The 22,030-nt window shown below is 59.8% G+C and carries 25 protein-coding genes and 1 pseudogene; 13 read left to right on the plus strand and 13 right to left on the minus strand.

Going from position 1 to position 22,030, the window contains the following annotated elements:
- Positions 1 to 443 precede the first annotated feature (443 nt).
- Positions 444 to 896 carry a thiol-disulfide oxidoreductase DCC family protein gene (locus BW33_RS14610; protein ID WP_047599742.1) on the plus strand — a complete coding sequence of 151 codons (453 nt, stop codon included), beginning with the start codon at positions 444 to 446 and terminating at the stop codon, positions 894 to 896.
- A gap of 8 nt (positions 897 to 904) precedes the next feature.
- Here BW33_RS14610 and BW33_RS14615 read toward each other — a convergent pair whose 3' ends face one another.
- The gene (locus BW33_RS14615; protein ID WP_047599743.1) at positions 905 to 1,396 is read right to left on the minus strand and encodes a DUF2269 family protein; all 492 of its coding nucleotides are present in this window, start codon (positions 1,394 to 1,396) and stop codon (positions 905 to 907) included.
- A gap of 2 nt (positions 1,397 to 1,398) precedes the next feature.
- Complete coding sequence (locus tag BW33_RS14620; protein WP_047599744.1) at positions 1,399 to 2,514, minus strand: saccharopine dehydrogenase family protein; 1,116 nt, start codon at positions 2,512 to 2,514, stop codon at positions 1,399 to 1,401.
- A 233-nt stretch (positions 2,515 to 2,747) separates the two neighbouring features.
- Here BW33_RS14620 and BW33_RS14625 point away from each other — a divergent pair, with 233 nt between their 5' ends.
- Positions 2,748 to 3,869 (plus strand): SMP-30/gluconolactonase/LRE family protein, encoded by a 1,122-nt coding sequence (locus BW33_RS14625; protein WP_047599745.1) that lies wholly within the window; start codon positions 2,748 to 2,750, stop codon positions 3,867 to 3,869.
- 223 nt (positions 3,870 to 4,092) lie between these two features.
- On the plus strand, positions 4,093 to 4,575 hold the full coding sequence (locus BW33_RS14630) for a GNAT family N-acetyltransferase (RefSeq protein ID WP_047599746.1): 483 nt from the start codon (positions 4,093 to 4,095) through the stop codon (positions 4,573 to 4,575).
- Between the two features lie 128 nt (positions 4,576 to 4,703).
- On the opposite strand, the gene BW33_RS14635 is transcribed toward BW33_RS14630, so the two are convergent.
- Complete coding sequence (locus BW33_RS14635) at positions 4,704 to 5,783, minus strand: SDR family oxidoreductase (RefSeq protein WP_047599747.1); 1,080 nt, start codon at positions 5,781 to 5,783, stop codon at positions 4,704 to 4,706.
- A gap of 74 nt (positions 5,784 to 5,857) precedes the next feature.
- On the opposite strand from BW33_RS14635, the gene BW33_RS14640 reads away from it, so the two are divergent.
- Both BW33_RS14640 and BW33_RS30220 read left to right on the plus strand, forming a co-directional pair.
- A complete protein-coding gene (locus BW33_RS14640) occupies positions 5,858 to 6,250 on the plus strand; it encodes a MerR family transcriptional regulator (RefSeq protein ID WP_027614191.1) in 393 nt (130 codons plus the stop codon).
- Between the two features lie 44 nt (positions 6,251 to 6,294).
- A pseudogene (locus tag BW33_RS30220) lies at positions 6,295 to 6,378 on the plus strand (DUF1993 family protein); the annotation flags it as partial.
- A gap of 19 nt (positions 6,379 to 6,397) precedes the next feature.
- Here the strand turns inward: BW33_RS30220 and BW33_RS28535 are convergent.
- Both BW33_RS28535 and BW33_RS14645 read right to left on the minus strand, forming a co-directional pair.
- Positions 6,398 to 6,832: a GFA family protein gene (locus BW33_RS28535; RefSeq protein WP_081794222.1), complete on the minus strand. Its 435-nt coding sequence runs from the start codon at positions 6,830 to 6,832 to the stop codon at positions 6,398 to 6,400.
- A gap of 182 nt (positions 6,833 to 7,014) precedes the next feature.
- Positions 7,015 to 8,247, minus strand: a complete 1,233-nt coding sequence (locus BW33_RS14645; protein ID WP_047599748.1) for an NADH:flavin oxidoreductase/NADH oxidase family protein — start codon at positions 8,245 to 8,247, stop codon at positions 7,015 to 7,017.
- Between the two features lie 296 nt (positions 8,248 to 8,543).
- Between BW33_RS14645 and BW33_RS14655 the strand changes: the two genes are divergently transcribed.
- Complete coding sequence (locus tag BW33_RS14655) at positions 8,544 to 9,335, plus strand: type 1 glutamine amidotransferase domain-containing protein (RefSeq protein ID WP_047599750.1); 792 nt, start codon at positions 8,544 to 8,546, stop codon at positions 9,333 to 9,335.
- Between the two features lie 135 nt (positions 9,336 to 9,470).
- On the opposite strand, the gene BW33_RS14660 is transcribed toward BW33_RS14655, so the two are convergent.
- On the minus strand, positions 9,471 to 9,950 hold the full coding sequence (locus tag BW33_RS14660) for a MerR family transcriptional regulator (protein WP_047599751.1): 480 nt from the start codon (positions 9,948 to 9,950) through the stop codon (positions 9,471 to 9,473).
- Positions 9,951 to 10,023: 73 nt separating this feature from the next.
- Positions 10,024 to 10,719 carry a tRNA (adenine(22)-N(1))-methyltransferase gene (locus tag BW33_RS14665; RefSeq protein ID WP_047599752.1) on the minus strand — a complete coding sequence of 232 codons (696 nt, stop codon included), beginning with the start codon at positions 10,717 to 10,719 and terminating at the stop codon, positions 10,024 to 10,026.
- A gap of 240 nt (positions 10,720 to 10,959) precedes the next feature.
- Here BW33_RS14665 and BW33_RS14670 point away from each other — a divergent pair, with 240 nt between their 5' ends.
- The 3 genes from BW33_RS14670 to BW33_RS28540 are packed head-to-tail and all read left to right on the plus strand — an operon-like array spanning position 10,960 to position 11,691.
- Positions 10,960 to 11,154 carry a hypothetical protein gene (locus BW33_RS14670; RefSeq protein WP_047599753.1) on the plus strand — a complete coding sequence of 65 codons (195 nt, stop codon included), beginning with the start codon at positions 10,960 to 10,962 and terminating at the stop codon, positions 11,152 to 11,154.
- On the plus strand, positions 11,151 to 11,483 hold the full coding sequence (locus tag BW33_RS14675; protein WP_047599754.1) for a low molecular weight protein tyrosine phosphatase family protein: 333 nt from the start codon (positions 11,151 to 11,153) through the stop codon (positions 11,481 to 11,483). Before BW33_RS14670 ends, BW33_RS14675 begins: the two co-directional genes overlap by 4 nt.
- 49 nt (positions 11,484 to 11,532) lie before the next feature.
- Positions 11,533 to 11,691: a DUF2986 domain-containing protein gene (locus BW33_RS28540; protein WP_081794223.1), complete on the plus strand. Its 159-nt coding sequence runs from the start codon at positions 11,533 to 11,535 to the stop codon at positions 11,689 to 11,691.
- A gap of 26 nt (positions 11,692 to 11,717) precedes the next feature.
- Here BW33_RS28540 and BW33_RS14680 read toward each other — a convergent pair whose 3' ends face one another.
- Positions 11,718 to 12,446 carry a class I SAM-dependent methyltransferase gene (locus BW33_RS14680; protein WP_047599755.1) on the minus strand — a complete coding sequence of 243 codons (729 nt, stop codon included), beginning with the start codon at positions 12,444 to 12,446 and terminating at the stop codon, positions 11,718 to 11,720.
- A gap of 350 nt (positions 12,447 to 12,796) precedes the next feature.
- Here BW33_RS14680 and BW33_RS29880 point away from each other — a divergent pair, with 350 nt between their 5' ends.
- From BW33_RS29880 to BW33_RS14695, 3 genes are all read left to right on the plus strand, one after another.
- Entirely contained in the window at positions 12,797 to 13,159 is a 363-nt protein-coding gene (locus BW33_RS29880; protein ID WP_052032723.1) for an alpha/beta fold hydrolase, read from the plus strand.
- Between the two features lie 105 nt (positions 13,160 to 13,264).
- Positions 13,265 to 13,699, plus strand: a complete 435-nt coding sequence (locus BW33_RS14690) for a GNAT family N-acetyltransferase (RefSeq protein ID WP_047599825.1) — start codon at positions 13,265 to 13,267, stop codon at positions 13,697 to 13,699.
- 84 nt (positions 13,700 to 13,783) lie between these two features.
- Positions 13,784 to 14,620 carry a PhzF family phenazine biosynthesis protein gene (locus BW33_RS14695; RefSeq protein WP_047599756.1) on the plus strand — a complete coding sequence of 279 codons (837 nt, stop codon included), beginning with the start codon at positions 13,784 to 13,786 and terminating at the stop codon, positions 14,618 to 14,620.
- Positions 14,621 to 14,686: 66 nt separating this feature from the next.
- Here BW33_RS14695 and BW33_RS14700 read toward each other — a convergent pair whose 3' ends face one another.
- Positions 14,687 to 15,265, minus strand: a complete 579-nt coding sequence (locus tag BW33_RS14700; RefSeq protein ID WP_047599757.1) for a DUF4337 domain-containing protein — start codon at positions 15,263 to 15,265, stop codon at positions 14,687 to 14,689.
- Between the two features lie 172 nt (positions 15,266 to 15,437).
- Between BW33_RS14700 and BW33_RS14705 the strand changes: the two genes are divergently transcribed.
- Positions 15,438 to 17,819, plus strand: coding sequence for a DUF3772 domain-containing protein (locus BW33_RS14705; protein ID WP_047599758.1), 2,382 nt, complete (start codon positions 15,438 to 15,440; stop codon positions 17,817 to 17,819).
- A 340-nt stretch (positions 17,820 to 18,159) separates the two neighbouring features.
- On the opposite strand, the gene BW33_RS14710 is transcribed toward BW33_RS14705, so the two are convergent.
- From BW33_RS14710 to BW33_RS14725, 4 genes are read right to left on the minus strand one after another with little or no spacing between them, the layout of a single operon-like run.
- On the minus strand, positions 18,160 to 18,924 hold the full coding sequence (locus BW33_RS14710; RefSeq protein ID WP_047599759.1) for an ABC transporter permease: 765 nt from the start codon (positions 18,922 to 18,924) through the stop codon (positions 18,160 to 18,162).
- Positions 18,924 to 20,123, minus strand: a complete 1,200-nt coding sequence (locus BW33_RS14715; protein WP_047599760.1) for an ABC transporter substrate-binding protein — start codon at positions 20,121 to 20,123, stop codon at positions 18,924 to 18,926. The genes BW33_RS14710 and BW33_RS14715 overlap by 1 nt, the downstream gene beginning before the upstream one ends.
- Positions 20,089 to 20,931 carry an ABC transporter ATP-binding protein gene (locus BW33_RS14720; protein ID WP_047599761.1) on the minus strand — a complete coding sequence of 281 codons (843 nt, stop codon included), beginning with the start codon at positions 20,929 to 20,931 and terminating at the stop codon, positions 20,089 to 20,091. Before BW33_RS14720 ends, BW33_RS14715 begins: the two co-directional genes overlap by 35 nt.
- Positions 20,928 to 21,998 carry an acyl-CoA dehydrogenase family protein gene (locus tag BW33_RS14725; RefSeq protein ID WP_047599762.1) on the minus strand — a complete coding sequence of 357 codons (1,071 nt, stop codon included), beginning with the start codon at positions 21,996 to 21,998 and terminating at the stop codon, positions 20,928 to 20,930. Before BW33_RS14725 ends, BW33_RS14720 begins: the two co-directional genes overlap by 4 nt.
- Between the last annotated feature and the right edge of the window lie 32 nt (positions 21,999 to 22,030).

The raw sequence follows: 22,030 nt of genomic DNA on the forward strand, positions 1-22,030 counted from the left end.
TTTCGAAGATTTCTTCAACAACTTCAACCACTTGCGCTTCCGATCTCTCGTTAGCGGGAGGCGAATTCTACAGCGTTACACGCTGCTGTCAACACCTCTTTTTCTCCGCTTTCGACCGAGACGATCGAACCGTCAAAAGAGCCAAACATCACCGCTCTTTCAACTCCTTCCAGACTTCGATGAACTGAAGCAGGCCGCTGTCGAAAACCGTATAACTCATTGAATCTCAATGATTTTTCCGTTTCGACTGCGCCGGAAGTGGGGCGAATTATAGACTTCTAAAATTCGCCGTCAACCGTTAATTTCAGCTTTCTATCAATGCACCGGAAAAAGCCTGCTTATATATAGACGCAATGTCAGCGGATGCGCAGCATACTGTCCATCACCTGAAACAATTTCCGATGATGCCTCACAATGGCAACCCAACGTTCTGGATCTCCCCCATGCCAGATTCCCGAATACGCCCTACCCCGGCGCCCCTGCTCAATCCAGGCGAGACCGTGGTGCTGTTCGACGGTGTCTGCAAGCTATGCAACGGCTGGGCCCGTTTTCTGATGCGCCACGACAACAAGCAGCGGGTGTGCCTGACCGCAGTGCAATCACCAGAAGGTCAGGCATTGCTGGCATGGGCCGGTCTGCCGGTGGATCAGTTCGACACTATGGCGGTGATCCGCGACCAGCATTACTGGGTGCGCTCGGATGCGTTCTTCGAAGTCATTGCACAACTGCCCGCTCGTTGGTCGCCGGTCAGGCTTCTGCGAGTTTTCCCACGAGCACTTAGAGATTGGGCCTACGACCGCGTGGCACTGAATCGCTATCGGATCTTCGGCAAGTACGACAACTGCCTGTTACCCAACCCCGATCACGAACGACGCTTTCTCAAGTCGCCGGTGTGAATGCTCAGCTACAACATCAACTGCAGCCACTGCCCCGGCGTCATCTTCGTCACCATCATCAGCACGATCACGAACATCCCGAGAAACCCGCAAACGCCCATCCAGAACCACTGCCGATAAACAGCCCGGTAATCAGCATCAAGCCCTGCCCCACATTGCATCGCATCCGCCGCCATCCCCTGCAAACGTTTCTGCAGCAACAGCACCGGCAACCAAAGCGAACCCACTATAAAGAAGAGGATCAGCGACATCAGCACCCAGTCCGTGGTCAAGGGCAACCCGGAAAGCCTTGTCAGCCAATAACCCGTCGCGATCTGGATGAATCCCGCCGGCGTAGTGATCCAGGCGTCATGGCGCACGACCATTCTCGCCACATGTGCGATCAATTGTGGATTGGCCGTGCGACTGGCGGCGATCAGGTACAGATAGGAACCCATGCCGAAGCCGAAGAGGAAAATCGCAGCAATGACATGCACGTACTTCACGCTCAGATAAAGCATGCTCAACGCAGCCCGTCAGAGAAATGCACCGACAGGTCAAGATTCTGCGGATCGTTGATCGCAGCCATGTATTCGTCGACGCTGATCTCACCCACACAAGGACGGCCACCCGGTTCGGGCAGGTAACCTCGAGCGATCTTCGCGGCCAGAGCGACGGCAGCACAACTAGGGATCTCCGGCCCCTTGTCATTCAGCGCAGTCAGTTGCGACGTCATCGACAGCGGCTGGTCGTTCAAACCGACACCCTGCACGTCTATATACATCGCACTTTTGCCGTCACCGAAACGTTCGAACCATGTCCCCCAGCGATGCAACCGGGCGGCCCACACCCCGTGGTCATGCACCAACCCTTTCCTCATCGCCAGCGCAAACAGATAATTGGCCACGCCACCGAGCTTGAGGCCGGCGCCAGCCTTGAAACTCAAAGTGTGAGCACCAAACCGGCTGGCAAAGATGTCCATGTCCGGTACATCAACATTGGCCAGCGCACGAGTGCCCAGGTTCTGCAGCTTGCGCAGAGTCAGGTCTTCCCAGCCCATCACCTCATGCACTTGACCATTGCGCAACTGGCGGATCGGCTTGCCCGCATACGCCAGCACGCCCTCGATCGTCGACAACCCCGGCATTTTCGCCGACGATGAAATGCCGTGCTCGATCGAGTCGATGCGTTTGAAGTGATGGCGCTGCTCATCGATGATCGCCGAAGACAGCGTCGGCACCGAACTGCAACCGCTGAGGATGGCGACACCGCCCTCTCTCGCCCGTGCATCGAGTGTGCCGATGCCATTGACGAACGTCCGGCAGTCCGCCAGATCGCAATAGTTGGCGCCCGCCTCGATGCAGCTTTCGGCCACCGCATAGGATTGCCCCTGAAACGGGCCGCCCGTGTGGATCACCAGTTGAATATTCATCGCGCGCAGAGCAGCGACGAACCCGGCGCCCATCGCATCACCACACCAGCTTTCGCAGGTCGCCCCCAATTCAGCGACCTTGCGCACCAACTTCTGCGGATCGCGCCCCGAGATCGCCAGTTCGATGCCCGGCATGTCGATCAGATGCCGACAAACGATACTGCCAAAGTTTCCATACCCGCCAACCACCAACACCCTGAGTGCCATCAACGCTTCCCTGAACGATTCAACAACTGCCCGTAAACGGGTTCGGCGCAGCTTCCCTGATATCACCGGGCCAGGCAAGACAGCGTCCGTAAGAGTTAGCGCCGTGTCGGCCAGATCGATTCCAGCCATCGGGATAACATGCAGCGCTGGCAGTGGCACATCAACTTGTACGATGTCTTATCACAGGGTATTAATACGTCTCCTAAAAAAAATAACACCACGGAGATCGCTACATGGACTCATCCCTGTCCGCCAAGCCTGAAAGCCTTGACCAGGCAAAAGGCAATACCCGCCGCAGTTTCCTGAAAAAGTCTCTCGCTGTTTCCGCCACGCTCGCCACCGTCGGCAGCGCCGCACTGCCCCGACTCTCCAATGCCGCCGAACCGTTGAGTCAGCGCTACCCTGATCCACTGATTCACATCCTCGACGACAGCTTCCTTGAGCTACGTGTTTTCAACGCCAGTGTTGAAAAACTCGCCACCGGCATGCGCTGGGCCGAAGGACCAGTGTGGGTCGGTGATGGCCGCTATTTGTTGGTCAGCGACATCCCTAATAATCGCATCATGCGCTGGGACGAAATCTCCGACACCTTCACCGTGTACCGCGAACACTCAAACTTTTCTAACGGCATGTGCCGGGATCGCCAAGGGCGCCTGATCGTTTGCGAAGGCTCCACCACCACTCTCGAAGGCCGCCGCATCACGCGCACCGAATACAATGGCACGACCACCGTGCTGGCCGACAGTTTCGACGGCAAGCCCTTCAACTCGCCCAACGACATCGTCTGCAAAAGTGATGGCTCGATCTGGTTCACCGACCCGCCATTCCAGACCGGCAACAACTACGAAGGCCACAAAATCACCCCGACCCAACCCCACGCCGTGTACCGCATCGACGGTGAGAGCCAAAAAGTCACGCGGGTAATCGACGACCTCAACGGCCCCAACGGCCTGTGCTTTTCTCCCGATGAAAAGACCCTGTATATCGTCGAAGGTCGCGCCAAGCCCAATCGTCTGATCTGGGCGATTGCGGTGAAGGACGACGGCACCCTGGGCGAACGCCGCAAGCACATCGAAGGCTTGGACTATGCCGCGATTGACGGCATCAAATGCGACGAAGCCGGCAACCTGTGGTGCGGCTGGGGCGGCAATGGTGATCCCAAGGCCGACCTGGAAAAACTCGACGGCGTGCGTATTTTCAATTCGCAGGGCAAGGCCATCGGGCACATTTCACTGCCAGAGCGCTGCCCGAACTTGTGCTTCGGGGGGCGCGAAGGCAATCGACTGTTCATGGCGAGCAGTCACTCGATCTACTCGTTGTTTGTGAATACTCGCGGGACTACGTTTGCATTGTAAAAACGACGTTGGTCTCGCGATAGTTCCGTGAGTATCGAAACAATCCCCTGCCGCGCATCCGAGGCTGCGCGGCAGTCAAGCCCATTCACGGCATCCGTCTCGTTGGCTCCTGTGAGTTTGTTTGGTTGCCACAGCAAAGAACGGCTTTTTTGGAAACGGGAACTGGGCCCCAAAGATCAGGCTCCCTATACTGGCCGTCCAGGATGGTAAATAGAGCGCAAATATGCCCGTCACATCCAAGCAAAATTCCCCAGTCATTTTGGTCCTGGCTCAACAAAGCGACTTGGACAATCTTGTAGCCATTCGAATCGAGGCCATGCGCGAAAGTCTGGAGCGTGTTGGGCGATTTGATCCGGTGCGTGCGCGTGAGCGATTTGTTAACGGTTTTGAAGCTCGCAACACACACTACATCGAGGTGTCTGGAGAAAAGGTTGGTTTTGTAGTGGTCAAGCATCAGCCCAATGAACTCTTGCTCGACCACTTGTACGTGAGACCGAGCGCGCAAGGATCAGGTATAGGCTCTGTTGTTCTCACTCAGATTTTCAAAGCGGCGGATGCGGCTGCGCTCCCTATTAAAGTTGGCGCTCTCAAAGAAAGCGCTTCGAACCGCTTTTATATCCGCCATGGCTTCCAATTGATCGAAACCAGTGAATTCGACAATTATTATGTTCGTCAGAGCGTTCCGGTGTTTGGCCCAGCTTGCTAGCTGGATGTGATGCACCTCAAGGTATGTTTTACACACCTTGGGCCGAAAGCCGACTGGGTGTCCGCCAGCTATCGGTCAGAGCGCGCGGTCGTGCCAAAGAACAAAAGTTGTCGCCACCCAGGGAGAAGTCAGAGTGCCTGGCCCTTGGCTATGCAATACGCGTTGACGAACGTTGCCGTGTGCTGCAAAGCCTCACGTATATCCGGTTTGGCTATTCCATGCCTGTTGGCAAATTGCTCGACCGCCGCTGTGTTGAAACGAGTGGTCTGGATAAAGTCCAGGGCTTCGGGTTTTGTATTCAAAAACCACGCGACCGGAGGAATACTCAGTAGTAACTTCAGCAATCGGAGTGAAATGTGATGCTTGGGAGACTTCAGGCCCAAAGGTTTTGCCACCTGTATCAGGAGTTCTCGCAAGTTTGGCGTTTGATCATCAAGCGCCAGCAGTTCCTGGCCCACCATCGCAGGATCAAAAGCACAAACGGCCACCAGTTCGACCAGATAATCCACGGTGACCAGTGGCAGCCAATGCTCGGCGGTACCGGGCACTGCAGTCATCTTGCCCTGCACCAGGTTGCGTATCAGCGCCACCAGCGGCTGACCGTCGAGGATATGCCCGGTGCGGCTGTGACCACAGACCGTCGCAGGGTGGACAACGGTGATCTCTCCGCGCTTGGCGGACATCACCTCCAGGGTCGCAAAATGCGCCTCCAGCTTGCTCCCCTCGTAGCCACCGACACGCCGGTAGACGGCGGGCCAGTTCGTCAACTCCGGCTGACGAGGATCAATGCCGATGCGTTGCAGATGTTCATGATTGTTCAGCATGTAGCCGCCGATCATCACTAAACGGCTTTTTTGCTCAGCCGCCAACAGCGCCACGCGCTTTGCTCCCTCCACATTCACCGCACGAGAATGCTCCACCGAAAGCCCCCATGCGAAGTGGGCGCCCAGATGGAATATGACACTGGCGCGCCTCAGCACTTCCTGATCAGCCAGACTCAGCCCGAGATTGTCCTGTTCCAGATCGCCAGCCACGGCAAATACCCGGGTTGCGCACCCGCCCAAATGATCAACTTGCTCACGCAACGCAGCCAACCGCTCCGGGCGACGCATCAACACCCGAAGGGTGTGACCTTTTGCACTCAGGTTCGCCACCAAATGTTGACCGACGAAGCCGGTTCCCCCCGTGACAAAGCACTCCACGCTCATTTCCCTACTCCTTGTTGAAGGTGAGAAATCAAGCGTAAAGTATCGACCCCACTCTACAGTCAAGCGGTGTTTTCATGAAAATCGGCGAACTCGAGGCTCGCAGCGGCGCCAGCCGTCATACGTTGCGTTACTACGAGCAAATCGGCCTGATCTCACCGCTGCGGCAAACCAACAACTATCGCGTCTATACCGAGCAAACCCTGCAGGACCTGGACTTTATCCAGCGCGCGCAAAGCATGGGATTTTCCCTGGGAGAAATAGGCGAGATTCTGGATGCGCAGCGCAACAAGCTGATCGATTGTGCTGACGGCGCGAAGCTGATTGAAAAGAAGATGGCCGAAATCAAACAGAAAATCGCCAACCTCCAAAGCATTCATCGGTATCTGGATGTAGAGCGTGCGGCCCTCGAAGCGAGTGCTGCCAGGCAACTTGAGCTTCAACAGTTGAGCGACGCTGCCAATCATTGAGCCTACGGCAAATGCCGTGGGGAGACTCCTGCGCAAAGTGTGCTGCCTGCAACATCCTGCGCCACAATGGTGTGCCGCTGGGCAAGGCGGATTATGTGCAGCACATGTTTGCGTATTTAAGGAAGTAATTGCAGCGAGAGCTTCGGGTCAATCAGGGTTGACCCGGAGTTCTTGCAAAAGAAACGCCAATGACTCCACTGCACCGTGATGACTCTGCGTCGAACGCTGTGTATCCCATGACATGGCATCGTCCACACAGAAATCGCCAACACATTCCACGTTCAGTTCCTCATCGAGCAGGCCGAGCGGAATCCACACGTAAGGTGATCCGCGAAGCGGGTTGGGCACAGTCGAGCCGCATTGTGCGCAGAAATCATTCCTGTAACCGCTGGGTTTGACCCAACTGCTGATCGAGTCCTGCCCTGCATCCCAGCGAAAGTCCCGAGCGTTGACCAGAGTGGCGAGGTTGAACCCGACACCGGTTTGCTTACGGCACAGAGAGCAGTGGCAGCGATAGAAAAAGCGCGGTTCCACTGCGAGGGAAAAGCGTACTGCGGCGCAAAGACACTGCCCTGTTATCACGGATATCTCCTTTGGACGAGCGCTTGCGCATCCATGCTGAAGTTTCAAAACCGCATTCTAGCGATCTGCGACCGTATGACCTTGGCCCGAATAAAAAAACTGCGCCCACAGTTTGCCATCGGTTGACTTGGCGGGCTCTTCTCAGAGCGCCCGCCAACGTCACGATTGAAATGCCTTGCGACTCACGCCGCACGTTTTTCCACCCAGCGCCGATATTGCCGAGTGCGAAACGCCATGGCGATCTGCTGCAAAATCAGCGCGCGTAACGGTGACACACCCGGATCAGGCTTTTTCGCCTGACTGAGTTTACCCAGCTGAAACTTCACCACCGCCATGTTCGCCAGGGCGGCGATGGCCTTGTTTTTCCAGGTGATCGGCGGCAATTGCGGGGCGTTGTCCTTGCCCTGCAGCCAGTCACGCGGCAGGTACGGATCGATGGCCAACGCAGTACCGATGCCGACCATGTCCACACCACTGTGCACGACGCTTTCGGCCACCGGACGACGGCGGATGCCGCCGGTGACCATCACCGGCATTTTGGCAACGGTCTGAAGGTCCCGGGCAAATTCGACGAAATAGGCCTCGCGAGCCAGGGTTCGACCATCGCGCGCCTCACCCTGCATGGCCGGAACTTCGTAACTGCCGCCGGACAGTTCCACCAGATCCACCCCCAATTCGTTGAGCAGTTCGACCACCTTTTTCGCATCGTCGGCGGTGAACCCTCCGCGCTGGAAATCGGCGGAATTGAGTTTCACCGCCACCGCAAACTGCGCGGAAACCACTGACCTGACTGCCTTGACGATCTCCACCAACAACCGCGCGCGCTTCTCCAGAGAGCCGCCCCACTCGTCCGTCCTTTGATTGGTCAGTGGCGAGAGAAACTGACTCAACAGATAGCCGTGGGCGGCGTGGATTTCCACCCCAGTGAAGCCGGCCTGTTCACCCAGGCGTGCGGTATTCGCAAAGCGCTGAATGACGTCCTCAATCACACTGGCGGTCATGGCGTGGGGCGTGGCGAAACGCTTGGACAGTTTGCCCAGCTCCAGCGGCACCGCTGACGGCGCCCAGGTTTTCTGCCCGAGGCTGGACTGCATCTGGCGCCCCGGATGATTGATCTGTAACCAGAACTGCGCACCGGTAGAGCGGCCAATCCGCGCCCAGCGCTTGAACTTGTCGAGTTGTTGATCATCCTGCAACACCACCCCGCCCGGCCCGGTCATCGCGCGGCCGTCGACCATCACGTTGCCGGTGATGATCAGCCCGGCACCACCGTCGGCCCATGCCTGATACAGACGCATCAGCTCTGCGGAGGGCGCCTGGTCGGCGTCCGCCATGTTTTCTTCCATGGCGGCTTTGGCGATGCGGTTCTTGATGGTCGAACCGTTGGGTAAGGTCAGGGCGTCGAACACATTCATGGGGCAGTCCTCAACTGGAGATGACGCCACCATAAGTTTGAAGTCAACTTTAAGGTCAATGACTTTTTTCAAGGTCATTCAATGTTGATTTCGCTGACTGATGCGTTGTTCCTGAGGAAATTGCCAAGCAGCGTTATTGCCCTGCCCAATCAACTTCAGACGCTAGCGTTAAAGGCGGGTTGGGGGTCAAGCAATAGTCCGATGGCATTGGCACAAATTATTCGCAGCAGCGGGGTTGACCTTAAAGTGAGGTTTAAGGTGAGCATGCGCTGACCTGCTTGCTCGATGGAGCCCGGATGATGCTCAAGCCCCTTGTTTCCTCTGCCCTGCTATTGATAGGTGGTGCTTTCATGACGTTTGCAAATGCTGAGTCGGCGGCTATCAAGGATCGCCAGATCCTGGTGATCATGACCAATCACGCCAGCTATCCCTCTCGAACCGATACTACCGGGTTGTGGCTGACCGAGCTGACCCACTTCACCGATGTGGTGGAAGCCGCCGGCTACACCACCGTGTTTGCCAGCCCCAAGGGTGGTGCGGTGCCTCTGGACGAACGCAGTCTGGGCTGGTTGTACATGGACAAGGCTGCGCGGGAGCATTTGCAGTCCCCGGCCTTCCGCGCTCGCCTGGCCAACACGCTGCCGATCGCCGAGGTCGATCCGTCACGCTTCGGCGTCATCTACTTCACCGGGGGCCATGGCGTGATGTGGGACTTTCCCGACAACCCTGACCTGCGTCGTGTCGCCGAAACCATCTACAACCAGGGCGGCATCGTATCGGCCGTGTGCCATGGCGTGGCGGGTCTGCTGGACCTGAAAGACAGCCAAGGCCAATTGATCATCAAGAGCCGAAACATCACCGGTTTCTCTGACCGCGAAGAGCTGCTCTCGGGCATGAAAAATCAGGTGCCGTTCTTTCTTGAGGATCGCTTGGTGAGCCAGGGCGCGCACTACCGCAAGGGCTGGCTGCCGTTCACTTCGTTTGCCATTACCGATGGAAGACTGGTGACCGGCCAGAACCCTCAATCACCCAAGGCCGTAGCTGAAGCCGTGATGGCGGTGCTCGCTGGCGACCAAGTAGCTCGCTGAACCTTCAAGTAGTTCCTACCCGGAGAAAGACCGATTGAAACTCGCAAGCACCGTATTAACAGGATTGCTGCTCAGCTCAATGGCCAACCATGCGTTGGCGGGGACACCTGAAATGCCCAGCCCGACTAACGCCCGTCAGGCTCCGGCAGTCTGACGGGTGGTTCTTTTCCCGGCCGCACCGGCTGCCCGCTTGTCTGAAGGAGGCGCCCCGCCTTCTTCGCACAGCCGTTGGATCAGCCTCTGCGCATTGTCCGCACACGCCATCCCCGCAGGCTTACCCTCGATCCCCTTGATGACCAGCAGCAGTTGCTCCTTGTTCTGCGCCAGCCGTTGCTGCAGGACTTCGATTTCTTCGACCTTTTGCTTCAAGCCACTGAGCAACTGGTCATGCTGCCAGCCGCTGGCATTCATCGGCATCAACTGACGGATTTCCTCCAGGGAGAAACCCGCCGCCTGCGCGCCGGTGATGATATGCAATACCCACTGTGTGTCGGGGGCGTAATCGCGATAGCCATTGGCTTTGCGCGCGACCGAAGTGATCAACCCGCTCGCCTCGTAGAAGCGGATGCGCGACGGCGCCAGCCCGCTGATTTTCGCCAGTTCACCGATTCTCATGTCCAACTCCGCAAGCACGTTAACCTTGAAGCTGACTTTAAACCTGAAGGAGTGCAAGAGCCAACACGGCAGATCAAGCCAACAACTCAGTAATCCACTGAACCTGCCGCGCAACTTCTTCCAGCTTCTCCTCGGGCACAGCCTGGCGCGCCTGTTTGAAGCTGCTCAGGGTTTTCTGTTTCTGCCTAAACAAGCGCTGCCATTTGGCGATGAATGCCGGGCTGCGCGTCTGCATCTGCAACGGGCCGAAGTACAACTGTTCGGCGCTGTAGCGCACCGGTTCGCCGCGCTCGGCGACGATGATTTCGTAGAAGAAACGGTTTTCCTGCAACACTTCCTCATCGAGGATGCGGTAGCCGTTGTCCATCAGCCATTGGCGCAGGGGTTGTTCGCCGCCGTTGGGTTGCAGGATCAGCCGTTCGTGACCGTGCAGGCGCGCCTTGCCGCTGTCGAGGATGTCGCGAATCGTCTCGCCGCCCATGCCGCAGAGGCTGATCGCGGTAATCCCGTCGTCCGGCTCGATCGCCGTCAGACCACTGGCCAGACGCACGCTGATGTGCTGCTGCAGATCGTTGTCGCGCACCGTGCGTACCGCGGCATGGAACGGCGTCAGCGCCACCTCGCCGGCCACCGCCGCAACGATGGCGCCACGGCGCATCAGGGCCACCGGCAGATAGCCGTGATCCGAGCCGATATCCGCCAGCCGCGCGCCGGCCGGTACATGTGTCGCCACCCGCTCCAGACGCATGGACAATGTGTGTTCGTTCAACTGCCGCCCTCTTCCCCAGCCATCGCCGGCGCTACAGGCCGGACAAGGGGCGCGACTCTAGCGGGCAATGGTGGGTATTTCAAATCCGGACAAGCGCCTTACTGCGTTGGTGTGACCAGTGGCTGCAGAGGCAAGGCTTCAACGGCTCAACCACCTAGCCACTGCGTCGATTCACGCTTACCATACCCACAACTCGTATTACCGCGGCTGCTGAACCCGGTACTCACGAGGAAATGAAGCATGGACAGAACCCGCGCCTGGAGACGTCATCAGGCCCGTAAACGCGGCACCGGCAAAGCGGCTGATCCGCTGAAGTTCAAACCGCAAAAGAACTGGAAGCTGATGTATACCCGTGCCGACAAACTGGCCAGGGCGCGCCAACTGGGCATGAGCTATCCCATCCGCACCACCCGCCAATTGCTGGATCAAGTGTGACCAATCTCCTGTTCGTTTGCAGCCGCAACCAATGGCGCAGTCCGACGGCGGAAGCGATCTGGCGCCGTCGGCCCGGGTTCGAAGCCCGCTCGGCAGGCACCAGCCCCAACGCACGCAAACCCATCGGCCCGGCGGATATCCGCTGGGCCGATGTCATCTTTGTCATGGAGCGCAAGCACCTCAATCGCCTGCAAGCCGAATACGCCCGATTACTTGAGCACAAGCCGATCCACACGCTGGATATTCCAGATGACTATCGCTTCATGGATCCCGAGCTGGTGGAGATTCTTGAGGACGCCGTGAAGCCTTATCTCGAGCCTCGGGCTTAGTGCTCAGGCTGTCATCCTCATCCCTGTACTTTTCAAATTGAGTAGAAACATGAACCGCCAAAAGAAACTGCAGCAGTTGTTCAAGGAAAAGGCCAAGAAGGCCAGCGCCAAACTCGCACCGAAAAAGCCCAAGTACATCAGCAAGGCCGACCGCGCGAAAATGGCTGCCGAAGCGGCGGCCGAACCGGTTGAGACCCGCGAGAGCTGATTCGGCACTTCAGGTTTCGATCACACTCAGTCGGCTGAGACAGGCAGTCGGCACGCCAGCCACGCGCCCCAGAACAGACTGCTGAAGAAGCGCGTCGCCTGACCAAATCCCGCCTCATGCAACAACGCCTGAACCGCTGCTTCGGAATGCGGCGGATCCGCGCCCTGCAGGATTTTCCCGAGCTTGGCGGCCACCTCATCAGCACTCGCGCCCTGCTGCCGCCATCTCTGCCCCCACGCCTGCAGCAATAACGGTTGGCTGGCGTAGGCGTAATGATTGCCCGCCACAATCAGCGGTGCGCCCGGTTTCAGCCGCGCCTGAACCGAGCGCAGGATGTGTTGTTTGGGTTCATCACCATTGAGGTGATGAAGCACACCGATCAATGTTGCCGCATCGAAGGATTGGTCGGCCGGCAAGTCATCGACATGCCCGAGATGCAGCTGCGTTCTGTGCAGCAATCCATGGGCCTGCAATTGCTGCGTCGCGGCGTCCAGCATGGGTGCCGAAGGATCGACAGCGGTGAAACGCCAGTCCGGCTCCAGCGCGGCCATTGCGATGATTTCCTGCGCCGTACCACCCGCGCCCACCACCAGCACGTTTGCCGTACGTGCCGGGCCGAGCGTGGCCGCCAACATGCATGCCGCCAGATCGTGACAGGCGTCGTAACCGGCCAGTGCGATACGGCTCTGTCTGGCGTATTCGCTGGCGCGCGATGTGTCGAATTTTGCTGCAGGGTCGGTCGAGGATGAGGTCACAGTGATTCTCCTTGTCGTTGAAGCACGCTACGCCGGGAAACGAGACAAGAAAAATCGAATGATTTCATACGCCACATTCCTGCCGGGAATACGGATCGGGCTGTAGCATTCAGTCAACGGCTGTATGACAGTTGCGCTCATCGAATGATCAAAAGGCAATACCTCATGAAGCCGCGGGATCTGACGCGTTTCGACCTCAATCTTCTGGTGGTGCTTGAGGCGCTTTGGGCAGAAAGGCAAGGGGCGCCGTGGCAGCTCGACCAACTCACCCACTTGCAGCATCGCGCCCTGCACACGTTGCGGTTACCGGACGACGTCGCTGATCTGGGCCGTTTTATCGACAGACAACCTTGCGCTTCCACGCCGCGCAACTGGCTTCCTCGTTCGACAAGGAAGGTGAAATTTCCTGGTCAACTGCCAGGAGCCGCGCCTTCTTCATCAAGCAAACCCCACACAAGGCCTACGTCAAACGGGTGCGCTCGATCGAGACCGTCGACTACACCGCCCTGTTGCCAAAGATCGGCGTGCCGACGCTGATCCTCACGCCCGAGGAAGACAGGCTGATCGGCAAAGAGGCGGCGGGGATCCTGCTGAAGGGCATAAAGGCAGCGCAGGAAGTCGTCATGCCGAGAACCGGGCATAGGTTCAGATTCTCGCATCCGACGGCGTATTCGCTGGAGGTCAGGAAGTTTTTGGAGCGGGTGGCGCTTTGAGTGAACTTGGGGCAATCAGATGCTGCGGACCCTATCGATGCGAATGGCCGTTTATTGTTGCAGCCGCTAACCTCACCAAGGCAAAAGCACAAATCAGAGACCAACATGACCGTACGCCCCGCCAGCGATAGCGACCTGACAGCCCTCTTCGACTTGCACCGAGCAGTCTTGCGCGAACACATCGAGAAAATATGGGGCTGGGATGAGACTTGGCAACGGGCAAATTTCGCAGCGGAATTCGCATACGCAGCCACTTCGGTCATTGAACAAGACGGCCGGATTGTTGGCTATGTGCAGATACTGGACAAGGAAGATCGAATCCATATTCAGAACATCGCTATTTCGCAGGAGTACCAGAGCAAGGGTATTGGCTCGCGAATTCTGAAGAAACTTCAACTGGAAGCTGCTGCACGTCAAGTGCCGTTGCAATTAGGCGCGTTTCGCACGAACACCTTGGCGCAGAAGCTCTATGCGCGACTGGGTTTTCGCCGAACTGGCGCAACAGACACGCATATCGAAATGTCGTGGACAGCGACCTGAAACCGGGCTGCTGACAACCAGCAGCCGTGATTCTGATCTATCCGCTTACAAGACCTTCCCTGATTCAACCTATAAGGACATTCAATGCCACGCTCTCTGCAGTTCGAACAAGTCGACGTATTCGCCGATCACCCCTATGAAGGCAATGCATTGGCAGTGGTGGTAGATGCCGATGGGCTGACAACCGAACAGATGCAGGCGTTTGCCCGCTGGACGCAACTCAGTGAGACCACTTTTCTGCTGAAGCCCGAAGCGCCGGGAGCGCATTACCGCGTACGCATCTTTACACCGTTGCGCGAGCTGCCCTTCGCTGGCCACCCGACCCTGGGCAGCTGCAAGGTGTGGTTGGCCCGGAACGACAACCCTGAGCAGGTCGAGATTACTCAGGAATGCTCAGGGGGCTTGATTCGGGTGCGCAAACAAGGCTCGCAACTGGCTTTCTCCGCGCCACCGCTGGTGCGCAGCGGGCCACTGGAGGCAACGACGCTAAACCTGATCGAACAAGGGCTCGGCCTCGCCGCCGGGCAGATCCGCGCGAGCCAATGGGTAGACAACGGCCCCGGTTGGGCGGGCGTGTTGCTGGCAAGTCGCGAAGAAGTGTTGGCGATCAAACCTGATTACGCGGCGCTGCAGGGGCTGAATGTCGGCGTTATTGCGCCGTGGTCGGGGTCTGAAGCTGAAACGGACGTGGAAGTAAGAGCCTTCATCGGCGAGGAATGCGCCGAGGACGCCGTCACCGGCAGCCTCAATGCGAGCCTGGGTCAGTGGTTGATCGGCGTGGGCATTCTCAGCGAGCGCTACACCGTCAGCCAGGGCACCGCCATGGGCCGCCGCGGCCGACTGCACATCGAAAGCGTTGACGGTAGCGTCTGGGTAGGCGGTGCCGTTCAGCACTGTATTTCCGGCCAGGTGGTCTTTTAATGAGACATGGAACCTGGAGTGATTAACCCCGCGATAACCGCTGCTCCGCGCCGAAGTCGAGCTCGCTCAAATATGCAGCCAGGCCAGCGAACCCAACATGACGCCCACTCCGGCGGCACCAAACGAGACGCGCCGCAGCCATTCCTTGCGCGTCAGCAAGGTGATGGCCGCCAGTGAAATGGCGATTTGAATCGCGGTCATGGCCTGGGCCCAGCGGTGATGCTGATGCAGCACCTGTTCAGACTTGTCCTCCCAATCTCGCGCCTGTTGCTCAAGCACTTCGGCCTTGTTGCGCGCCTGCTCTTTCTGCTCCCCGTAGCGTCGCGCCTCGGCAGCATAGTGGGCGGAATCCAGCCCCGGCAGATGGCTGGCCAGATCCGACAGATTCTGCCGACTGGACTTGGCCTGGTAGTAGTTCCATTCATTGGCGGCTTCGGTCTTCTGGATAGCGGCGTTGTTTTTGTCCATCGCCGCCTCACTTTCCGTCGAACCGGCCTGATAACTCATCAGGGCGCCGACGGTCGCCATGATCGCCGTCATGACCGCAATCTTGCTGGCAAAGCGATCGCCTTGTGCATGGGCATGATGGGTGGTGTGCTCGATATGTTGCTCGTGGGGGCTGGGGACTTCGAACGCTTCAGGCATGGCTGTCGAACTTGGGTGGGGGATAAGAAATAGGCGGCATTATGAGGACAACCACAGCGAAACACGCAAGCCACGTTGCGCCCCCGCCCTGCTCTCCCCGAAATTTTCCACCGTGCCCGGTTCGATCACCTAACCTCATAGATTGTGTGATCAACGAGAACCGGCCCCTCTCATGCGCAACACATTGAAGTCATTGTTTTTTGTCGCGCTGCTCCTGCTCGCTCCGGGCAGTTCGGCGTTGTCGGCGGCGGATTTGTCGACGCCCACAGCGGCCACTGCGGCGCCGCTGGTGGAGGTCTCGCAAAGTGATCTGCAAGCCTTGCAACTGCGCCTCGACGGGCTGAAGCAGCAGATTTCCGCGGCGAACAATTACAACCAGCTCGAAGGCCCGCAAGACCGGGTACAGACGTTCATTCTGGATGTCGATCGGTTGTCGGCTTCGCTGTTGCCGCAGCAGGCGCAACTGGCGGTGCAACTGGGCGTGCTCGGCGCGGCACCGGATACGCAGATTGCCGCCGAACAGGCGGAAATCGCCGCGCAACGGGCGCAGCTCAACGAGCAGAAAAACAAGGTCGATGCCACGCTCAAGAGCCTTGCCGCGCTCAAACAAAGCGCTGCCGAGCTGATCACTCAAATCGCCGGTATCCGCCGCACGCTGCTCGAAAGCGAACTGACGCTGCGCACCGACAGCATCCTGAGTCCGGCCTTCTGGGCGCCATTGGTGGTGCCGGAGCCGGATGATCGTCAGCGCCTGAAGTTTTTCATCGATCAGGTGGACCTCACCTGGGCCACGGTCTGGGCGCCCGGACAGCGCTTTTTCACCTGCGTGCTGGTGCTGCTGGCGCTGGTTTTCTGGACGGTCGGCCGCCGACTCGCCGAACGCGGGCTGACCTGGTTGTGCATCCACCGCATGCCGGAGGGACGACTGCGCCGCAGCGCGCTGGCATTCGCCTCGGCGCTGGCGACCCTGGGCACCACCGCCATCGCTCTGCATCTGTTGTTCTATGCCTGCACCCGCCACGAACCACTGACGCCCATGCTGCAGACTTTTTCCGAGGAGTTCGAAAAAGCCGTTTACGCCTGCGTCCTGATCACCGCGCTGAGCCGCGCGCTGCTGTCGACCCAGCATCCATCGTGGCGGCTGCCGGCGATGGCCGACTCGGTGGCACTGGCGCTCCAGCCCTACCCACGGATTCTCGCCGCCACCCTGCTGGTGCTGGTGACCCTGGTGCAAGTCAGCAACGCCACCGGCATGAGCAGCCAGATTGTGATCGCCCAGCGCGGGGTGATTGCCATTGTGGTGATCGTGATTCTGGTGCCGCTGCTGTTGCGCGTCGGCAAAGTGCGCAAGGCGTTGCTCACGGCCAATGACCCGGAGGCCGGCAGCACGTTTGCCGGGGCGATCTACAGCATCGCCACGGTGTGCATGTGCGTGTCGGCGCTGGCGCTGCTTACCGGCTACGTGTCGCTGGCCCGCTTCATCACCTATGAGTTGGTGTGGGCCTATATCGTGCTGGCCGGGTTCTATTTGCTGGTCCAGGTGGTCAAGGATGCCTGCGAATACCTGTTCTCGCCGCGCTACTCGGCCGGCAAGACCATCAAGCAGACCCTGGGCATGGGCGACCGGCGGCTGGAGCAGATTTCGATCGTGCTGTCCGGTGCCAGCCGCGCCGGGCTGTTGCTGCTGGCAGTGATTACACTGTTCGTCGGCGGCATCGGCACCACGTTCGGGCAACTGACCACCAATGTCATGGGCATTCTCGGTGGCGCCGGGTTGCGCAAGCTGAACATCGTTCCCGCGCATCTGATCAATGCCGTGCTGGCGTTGCTGATCGGCATCTACCTGATCCGCGCTTTGCGCCGTTGGCTCGACAATGAATTCCTGCCCAAGACCGACATGGACCCGGGCATGTGCGCGTCGTTGAGCACGCTGTTTTCCAACATCGGTTATGCCACGGTCATCCTCCTGACCTTGTCGTCGCTGGGCGTGCGCTGGACCAATCTGGCGTGGATCGTCAGTGCGCTGTCGGTGGGGATCGGTTTCGGCTTGCAAGAGATCGTCAAGAACTTCGTCTCCGGGCTGATCCTGCTCACCGAGCGCCCGGTGAAGGTAGGCGACCTGATCAGCATCAGCGGTGTCGAGGGCGACATCCGCCGGATCAACGTCCGCGCCACGGAAATCCAGCTCAGCGACCGCTCCATCGTGATCGTGCCCAACTCGCAACTGATCTCGCAGAACCTGCGCAACGTCACCCTCGGCGGCAGCGCCCAAGGGGTGGCGAGCCTGGAGCTGATGTTCCCGCTGGACATCGACCCCGAACAGGTCAAGGAACTGCTGCTGAACACCTACCGTGAAAACGAAAACATCCTCGACAAACCGGCGTCGTACGTGCGCTTCAGCAAACTCTCGCCCGATGGCATCACCCTCACCGTGACGGGCTACGTCGGCAGCCCAAGGATCGTGGGCGGAACCAAGAGTGATCTGCTGTTCGAGATACTCAAGCGGCTGGGAGATGCGGGGATTGCGCTGGCGAAACCCGCCGCCACGCCGTAGCAGCCCCCCCCCTGTGGAAGGTGACTTGCCAGCGACGGCGGTGGGTCAGTCTGAAGTGATGGCGGCTGACACGGCCCCATCGCTGGCAAGCCAGCTCCCACAGGGGTTTGCGGTTAACGCAAATGTGCCGGCTGGCCTAAAGCATTGTAGGAGTGAGCCTGCTCGCGATGGCGGTGGTTCAGTCACAGCGGGGGTGACTGACACGCCCCCTTCGCGAGCAGGCTCACTCCTACAGGGTTCTGCGGTGGGCGCGGAGTTGGCGACTGGCCGAGATCATTGTGGGAGCTGGCTTGCCAGCGATGGCGGTGGGTCAGTCAACGTGATGGTGGCGGGAAGAGGCTCAGGCCGGCGCCCAGCGCCGATGCAGCCAGCGCGCCAACGCATCCAGGGCAAAGCCCAGCACACCGATCAGCAGCACCATCGCCATCAGTTCCGAATACGCCAGACGATCTCGCGTATCGAGAATGAAGTAGCCCAACCCGGCGCTGACGCCTAGCATCTCGCACGGCACCAGCACGATCCACAAAATGCCGATCGACAGCCGCACCCCGGTCAGCACATGGCCGAGCACGCCGGGCAGGATCACCTTGCGCAGGGTTTCCCAGCGGGTGGCGCTGAGGCTGCGGCTGAGTTGCAGCCAGCGCGGGTCGAGCTGGCGCACGCCGGCCACGGTGTTGAGCAGGATCGGCCACACGGCGGCGAAGGTCAGCAGGAAGTAGATCGGCTGATCGCCAACGCCCAGCAGCATCACCACCACCGGCATCCACGACAGCGGCGAAATCATCCGCAGAAACTGAAATGCCGGCGTGGTCGCCGCTTCCAGATGCCGGTGACTGCCGATCATCAAGCCCAGCGGCACGCCGATCAACAGCGCCAGCAGCAGACCGACCAGAATCCGCTTCAGGCTGACCAGCACATGCTCGTACAGCTCCGGGCGCAGCAACAGTTCGCCGAGGCTCGCCAGGGTCGCCTCGGGTGAAAAGCGCAGCGCCAGGCTGTCGTTGCCGCCGAACACGTGTACGCCCAGCCACCACAGCAGCAACAGGCACAACAGCCCCGCCACACCCAACAAACCATGAACGGTCGAAGAAGATCGCTGACGCATCAGAGGCTGAACTCCTCGCTGCGATCAAAGCTTTCCGGTAATCCGAATGCCTTCATCCCGCCGACTGTAGCAATGGCATTACGCACGAAGCGATCGTCTACCAGATCCCGGGCGGTTTGCTGCGGATCGAGGTTGGCAAGGAAACCCTTGTCGCCCTCGATCAGCGTGTCCTTCAGACGTTTGACCAGTTCTTCGGTGTAACTGGGGAACGGGTACGGCTGAAAATCGATGCGCTGCTCGTCCCAATGGCTGTGCTGGATCGCGCCGCTGGCCAGATACTGCTCGCGGTCGCTGGTGGCCGGCGACAGCACCCGGTCGAGCACCGGTTGCGCGTGCGGCGTGTAGCGATTTTCGCCGTCCTTGGACAGCAGTTTCGCCGCCTCGGCGCGGTTGTCGCGGGTCCAGACCTGCGCCTTGACGATGGCGTTGACCACTTTCTGCGACCACTCGGGGCGGTTGTTCAGATCCTGCTCGTGCATGAACACCACGCAGCAGGCGTGATTGCGCCAGACGTCGCCGGTAAAGCGCTGTACTCGGCCGACCTTGAGTTCCTCGGCCAGGGCGTTGAACGGCTCGGCGACGATGTAGCCGGCAATGCGTTTGCTCGCCAGGGCCGGCGGCATGTCCGACGGCGGCAGCACCAGCAGATTGACCTCGTTCGGCGCCAGCGCGGCGCTCGCCGATTTGCTCACCGGCACCAGACCGTGATCGCGAAACAGCTGCTGCACCACCACGTTATGAATCGAATACCAGAACGGAATTGCCACTGATTGCCCGCCCAGTTGCTTGACCTCGGTGATGCCCGGCGCCACGGTCAGGCCCGAGCCGCCGACGTGATTCCACGCCACAACTTTTGCCGGCACCTTGCTGCCATAACGCGCCCACACGGTCATCGGCGACAGCAGGTGAATCACGTTGACCTGCCCGGAAATGAACGCCTCGATCACCTGTGCCCAACTGCGCAGCAGCACCGGGCGTTCGGCCTGAATCCCTTCGGCTTCGAACAGGCCATTGTTGTGCGCGACCAGCAGCGGCGTGGCGTCGGTGATCGGCAGATAACCGATGCGCACTGGCGCGTTCGGCTCGGCAGCGGCGCGCGCGCTGAGGCTGTTGAGCAGCGGCAACGCACCGCCGACAGTCAGCAGCGCGCTGAGTTTGAGGAAGTCACGACGTGTGTGAGTGAAGTCGTCCAGGCACATGGTCAATCTCCGACGTAGCGGGCACAGGTTGAGTGAGGGGATTGCGGCTTGCCCGCCGAAGGGTTTTGAGGATGTCGATGCGCAGCGCGCCCAGTTCCTCAACCAGCTCGGCACGCGGCTGAGGCAGGTCGATGCGCCACTCGCCGAGGATGTGCGCCGGGCTGTTACCCAGTAGCAGAATCCGCTCGGAAAGCAGCAGGGCTTCGTCGATGTCGTGGGTAATCAACACCGCTGCGGTGTGGTGCTCGGCAATCAGTTGCAGAAGCAACTGCTGCATGTCGGCGCGGGTGATTTCATCCAGCGCACCGAACGGTTCATCGAGCAACAGCACCTGCGGCTGCCGCGCCAGACACCGCGCCAACGCGGTGCGCTGCGCCATGCCACCGGACAGCTGCGCCGGGTGCTGCTGACGCGCATGTTCGAGGCCGACCGCAACGATGGCGTGGTCGATCCGCGCCTTGCGCTGCTCGGCTGTGAGGTGCGGCTGGCGGGCGAAGTCGAGACCGAAGGCGACATTCTTTTCCAGGGTCAGCCACGGCAACAGGCTCGGGTCCTGAAACGCCACCGCCACCCGTGGATGCGCACCGGTCAGTGGCTCGCCAAGCAGGCTCACCCGACCCTGTTGCGGTGCCTGCAGACCCGCCAGCACGCGCAGCAGACTGGATTTGCCGACACCGCTGGGGCCAAGAATCGTCACCACTTCGCCGGGCTGCAATTGCAGGTCGAAGTGTTCCAGCACGGTGTGCCAGCCCTGCTCCCGCGGGTAGCCGAGGCTGATGCCCTGCGCCTCCAGCACCGGCGCGGTCATGCCGTCGCTTCCCGTTTCTGCCGCTGCAATTCGGCGCGCAATTGCACCAGGCTCGGGGTGACAATCGGCACGAACGCCGACTCACGCCAGCGCCGGGCGAAACCACTGCCGTGCTCGGTCAGATAGGCCTTGCCGCCGCTCGATTGCAATTCCAGTTGCACCGCATTGGCGGCGGATTCGGCCAGCGCGATGCGGATCTGGAACAACGCGCCCGGCTGGGTCAGGAAGCGCCCGTCATGCAGGCCCTGCTTGAGCGCATCGACGCTCTGCGCCAATTGCTCGCGTTGTTCCTGCAACGGCTCCAGCAGGATCGAACGGCCGTCCTGCAAATGCCCTTCGACCTCGGCCAGCGCCCGTCGCGCCAGACCGATCGCCATGCCGCACTGCAAGCCGAGAAACGCCGGGCGCACCGCAGGCAGAAACTTGCGCGCATCTTCATGCAGCAGCCATTTGCGTCCGACCGCCACTTGAGCGAAATCGATCGCAGCGGTGTTGCTCGATTGCAGCCCCATCAGTTGCAGATCGGCGGAACGTTTTACGCCGGCAGCGTCATCGGCGATCGCCAGCACGAACGGCGCACCGCCCTCCTCGTGCTCGATCGCCGCCGCTACCACAAAACCGCTTTGGCGCAGATTGGTCACCCAGTGCAGGCGCCCGTTCAAGGTCCAGCCATCAGCAGCATTGGCGGCACGCACTTGCAGTGCCTCGATGCCCGACAGGTATTTCATAGCGTTGGACAAACCGGTGGCGCCGGCCAGTTCTCCGCTGAGCAGCGCCGGCAGCAGTTTTTCTCTCAGCTCAGCGTTGGGGCTGTGCAGCAGGTATTCGATAAAGGCCCGTTGGCCCCAGAACACAAACGCTGCCGCCAGCGAATGGCTGGCGACATTCGCCAGCACTTCCACCGCATCGCTGACGTGACCACCGCTGCCGCCCAGCGCCGGGCTGATGCCGACCCGTAGCACCCCGGCCTGCGCCAGTTGCGTCAGCACCTGCTGCGGATCGCCGTCGCCCGCATCCAGGGCCTGGGCGTTGTGTTCCAGCCATTGCATAAATGCCGGATTGAGCATGTCGTTTCTCTCCTTGTACGCAGCCGCATCAA

This window comes from Pseudomonas sp. RIT288 (assembly GCF_000631985.1).
GTDB lineage: Bacteria > Pseudomonadota > Gammaproteobacteria > Pseudomonadales > Pseudomonadaceae > Aquipseudomonas.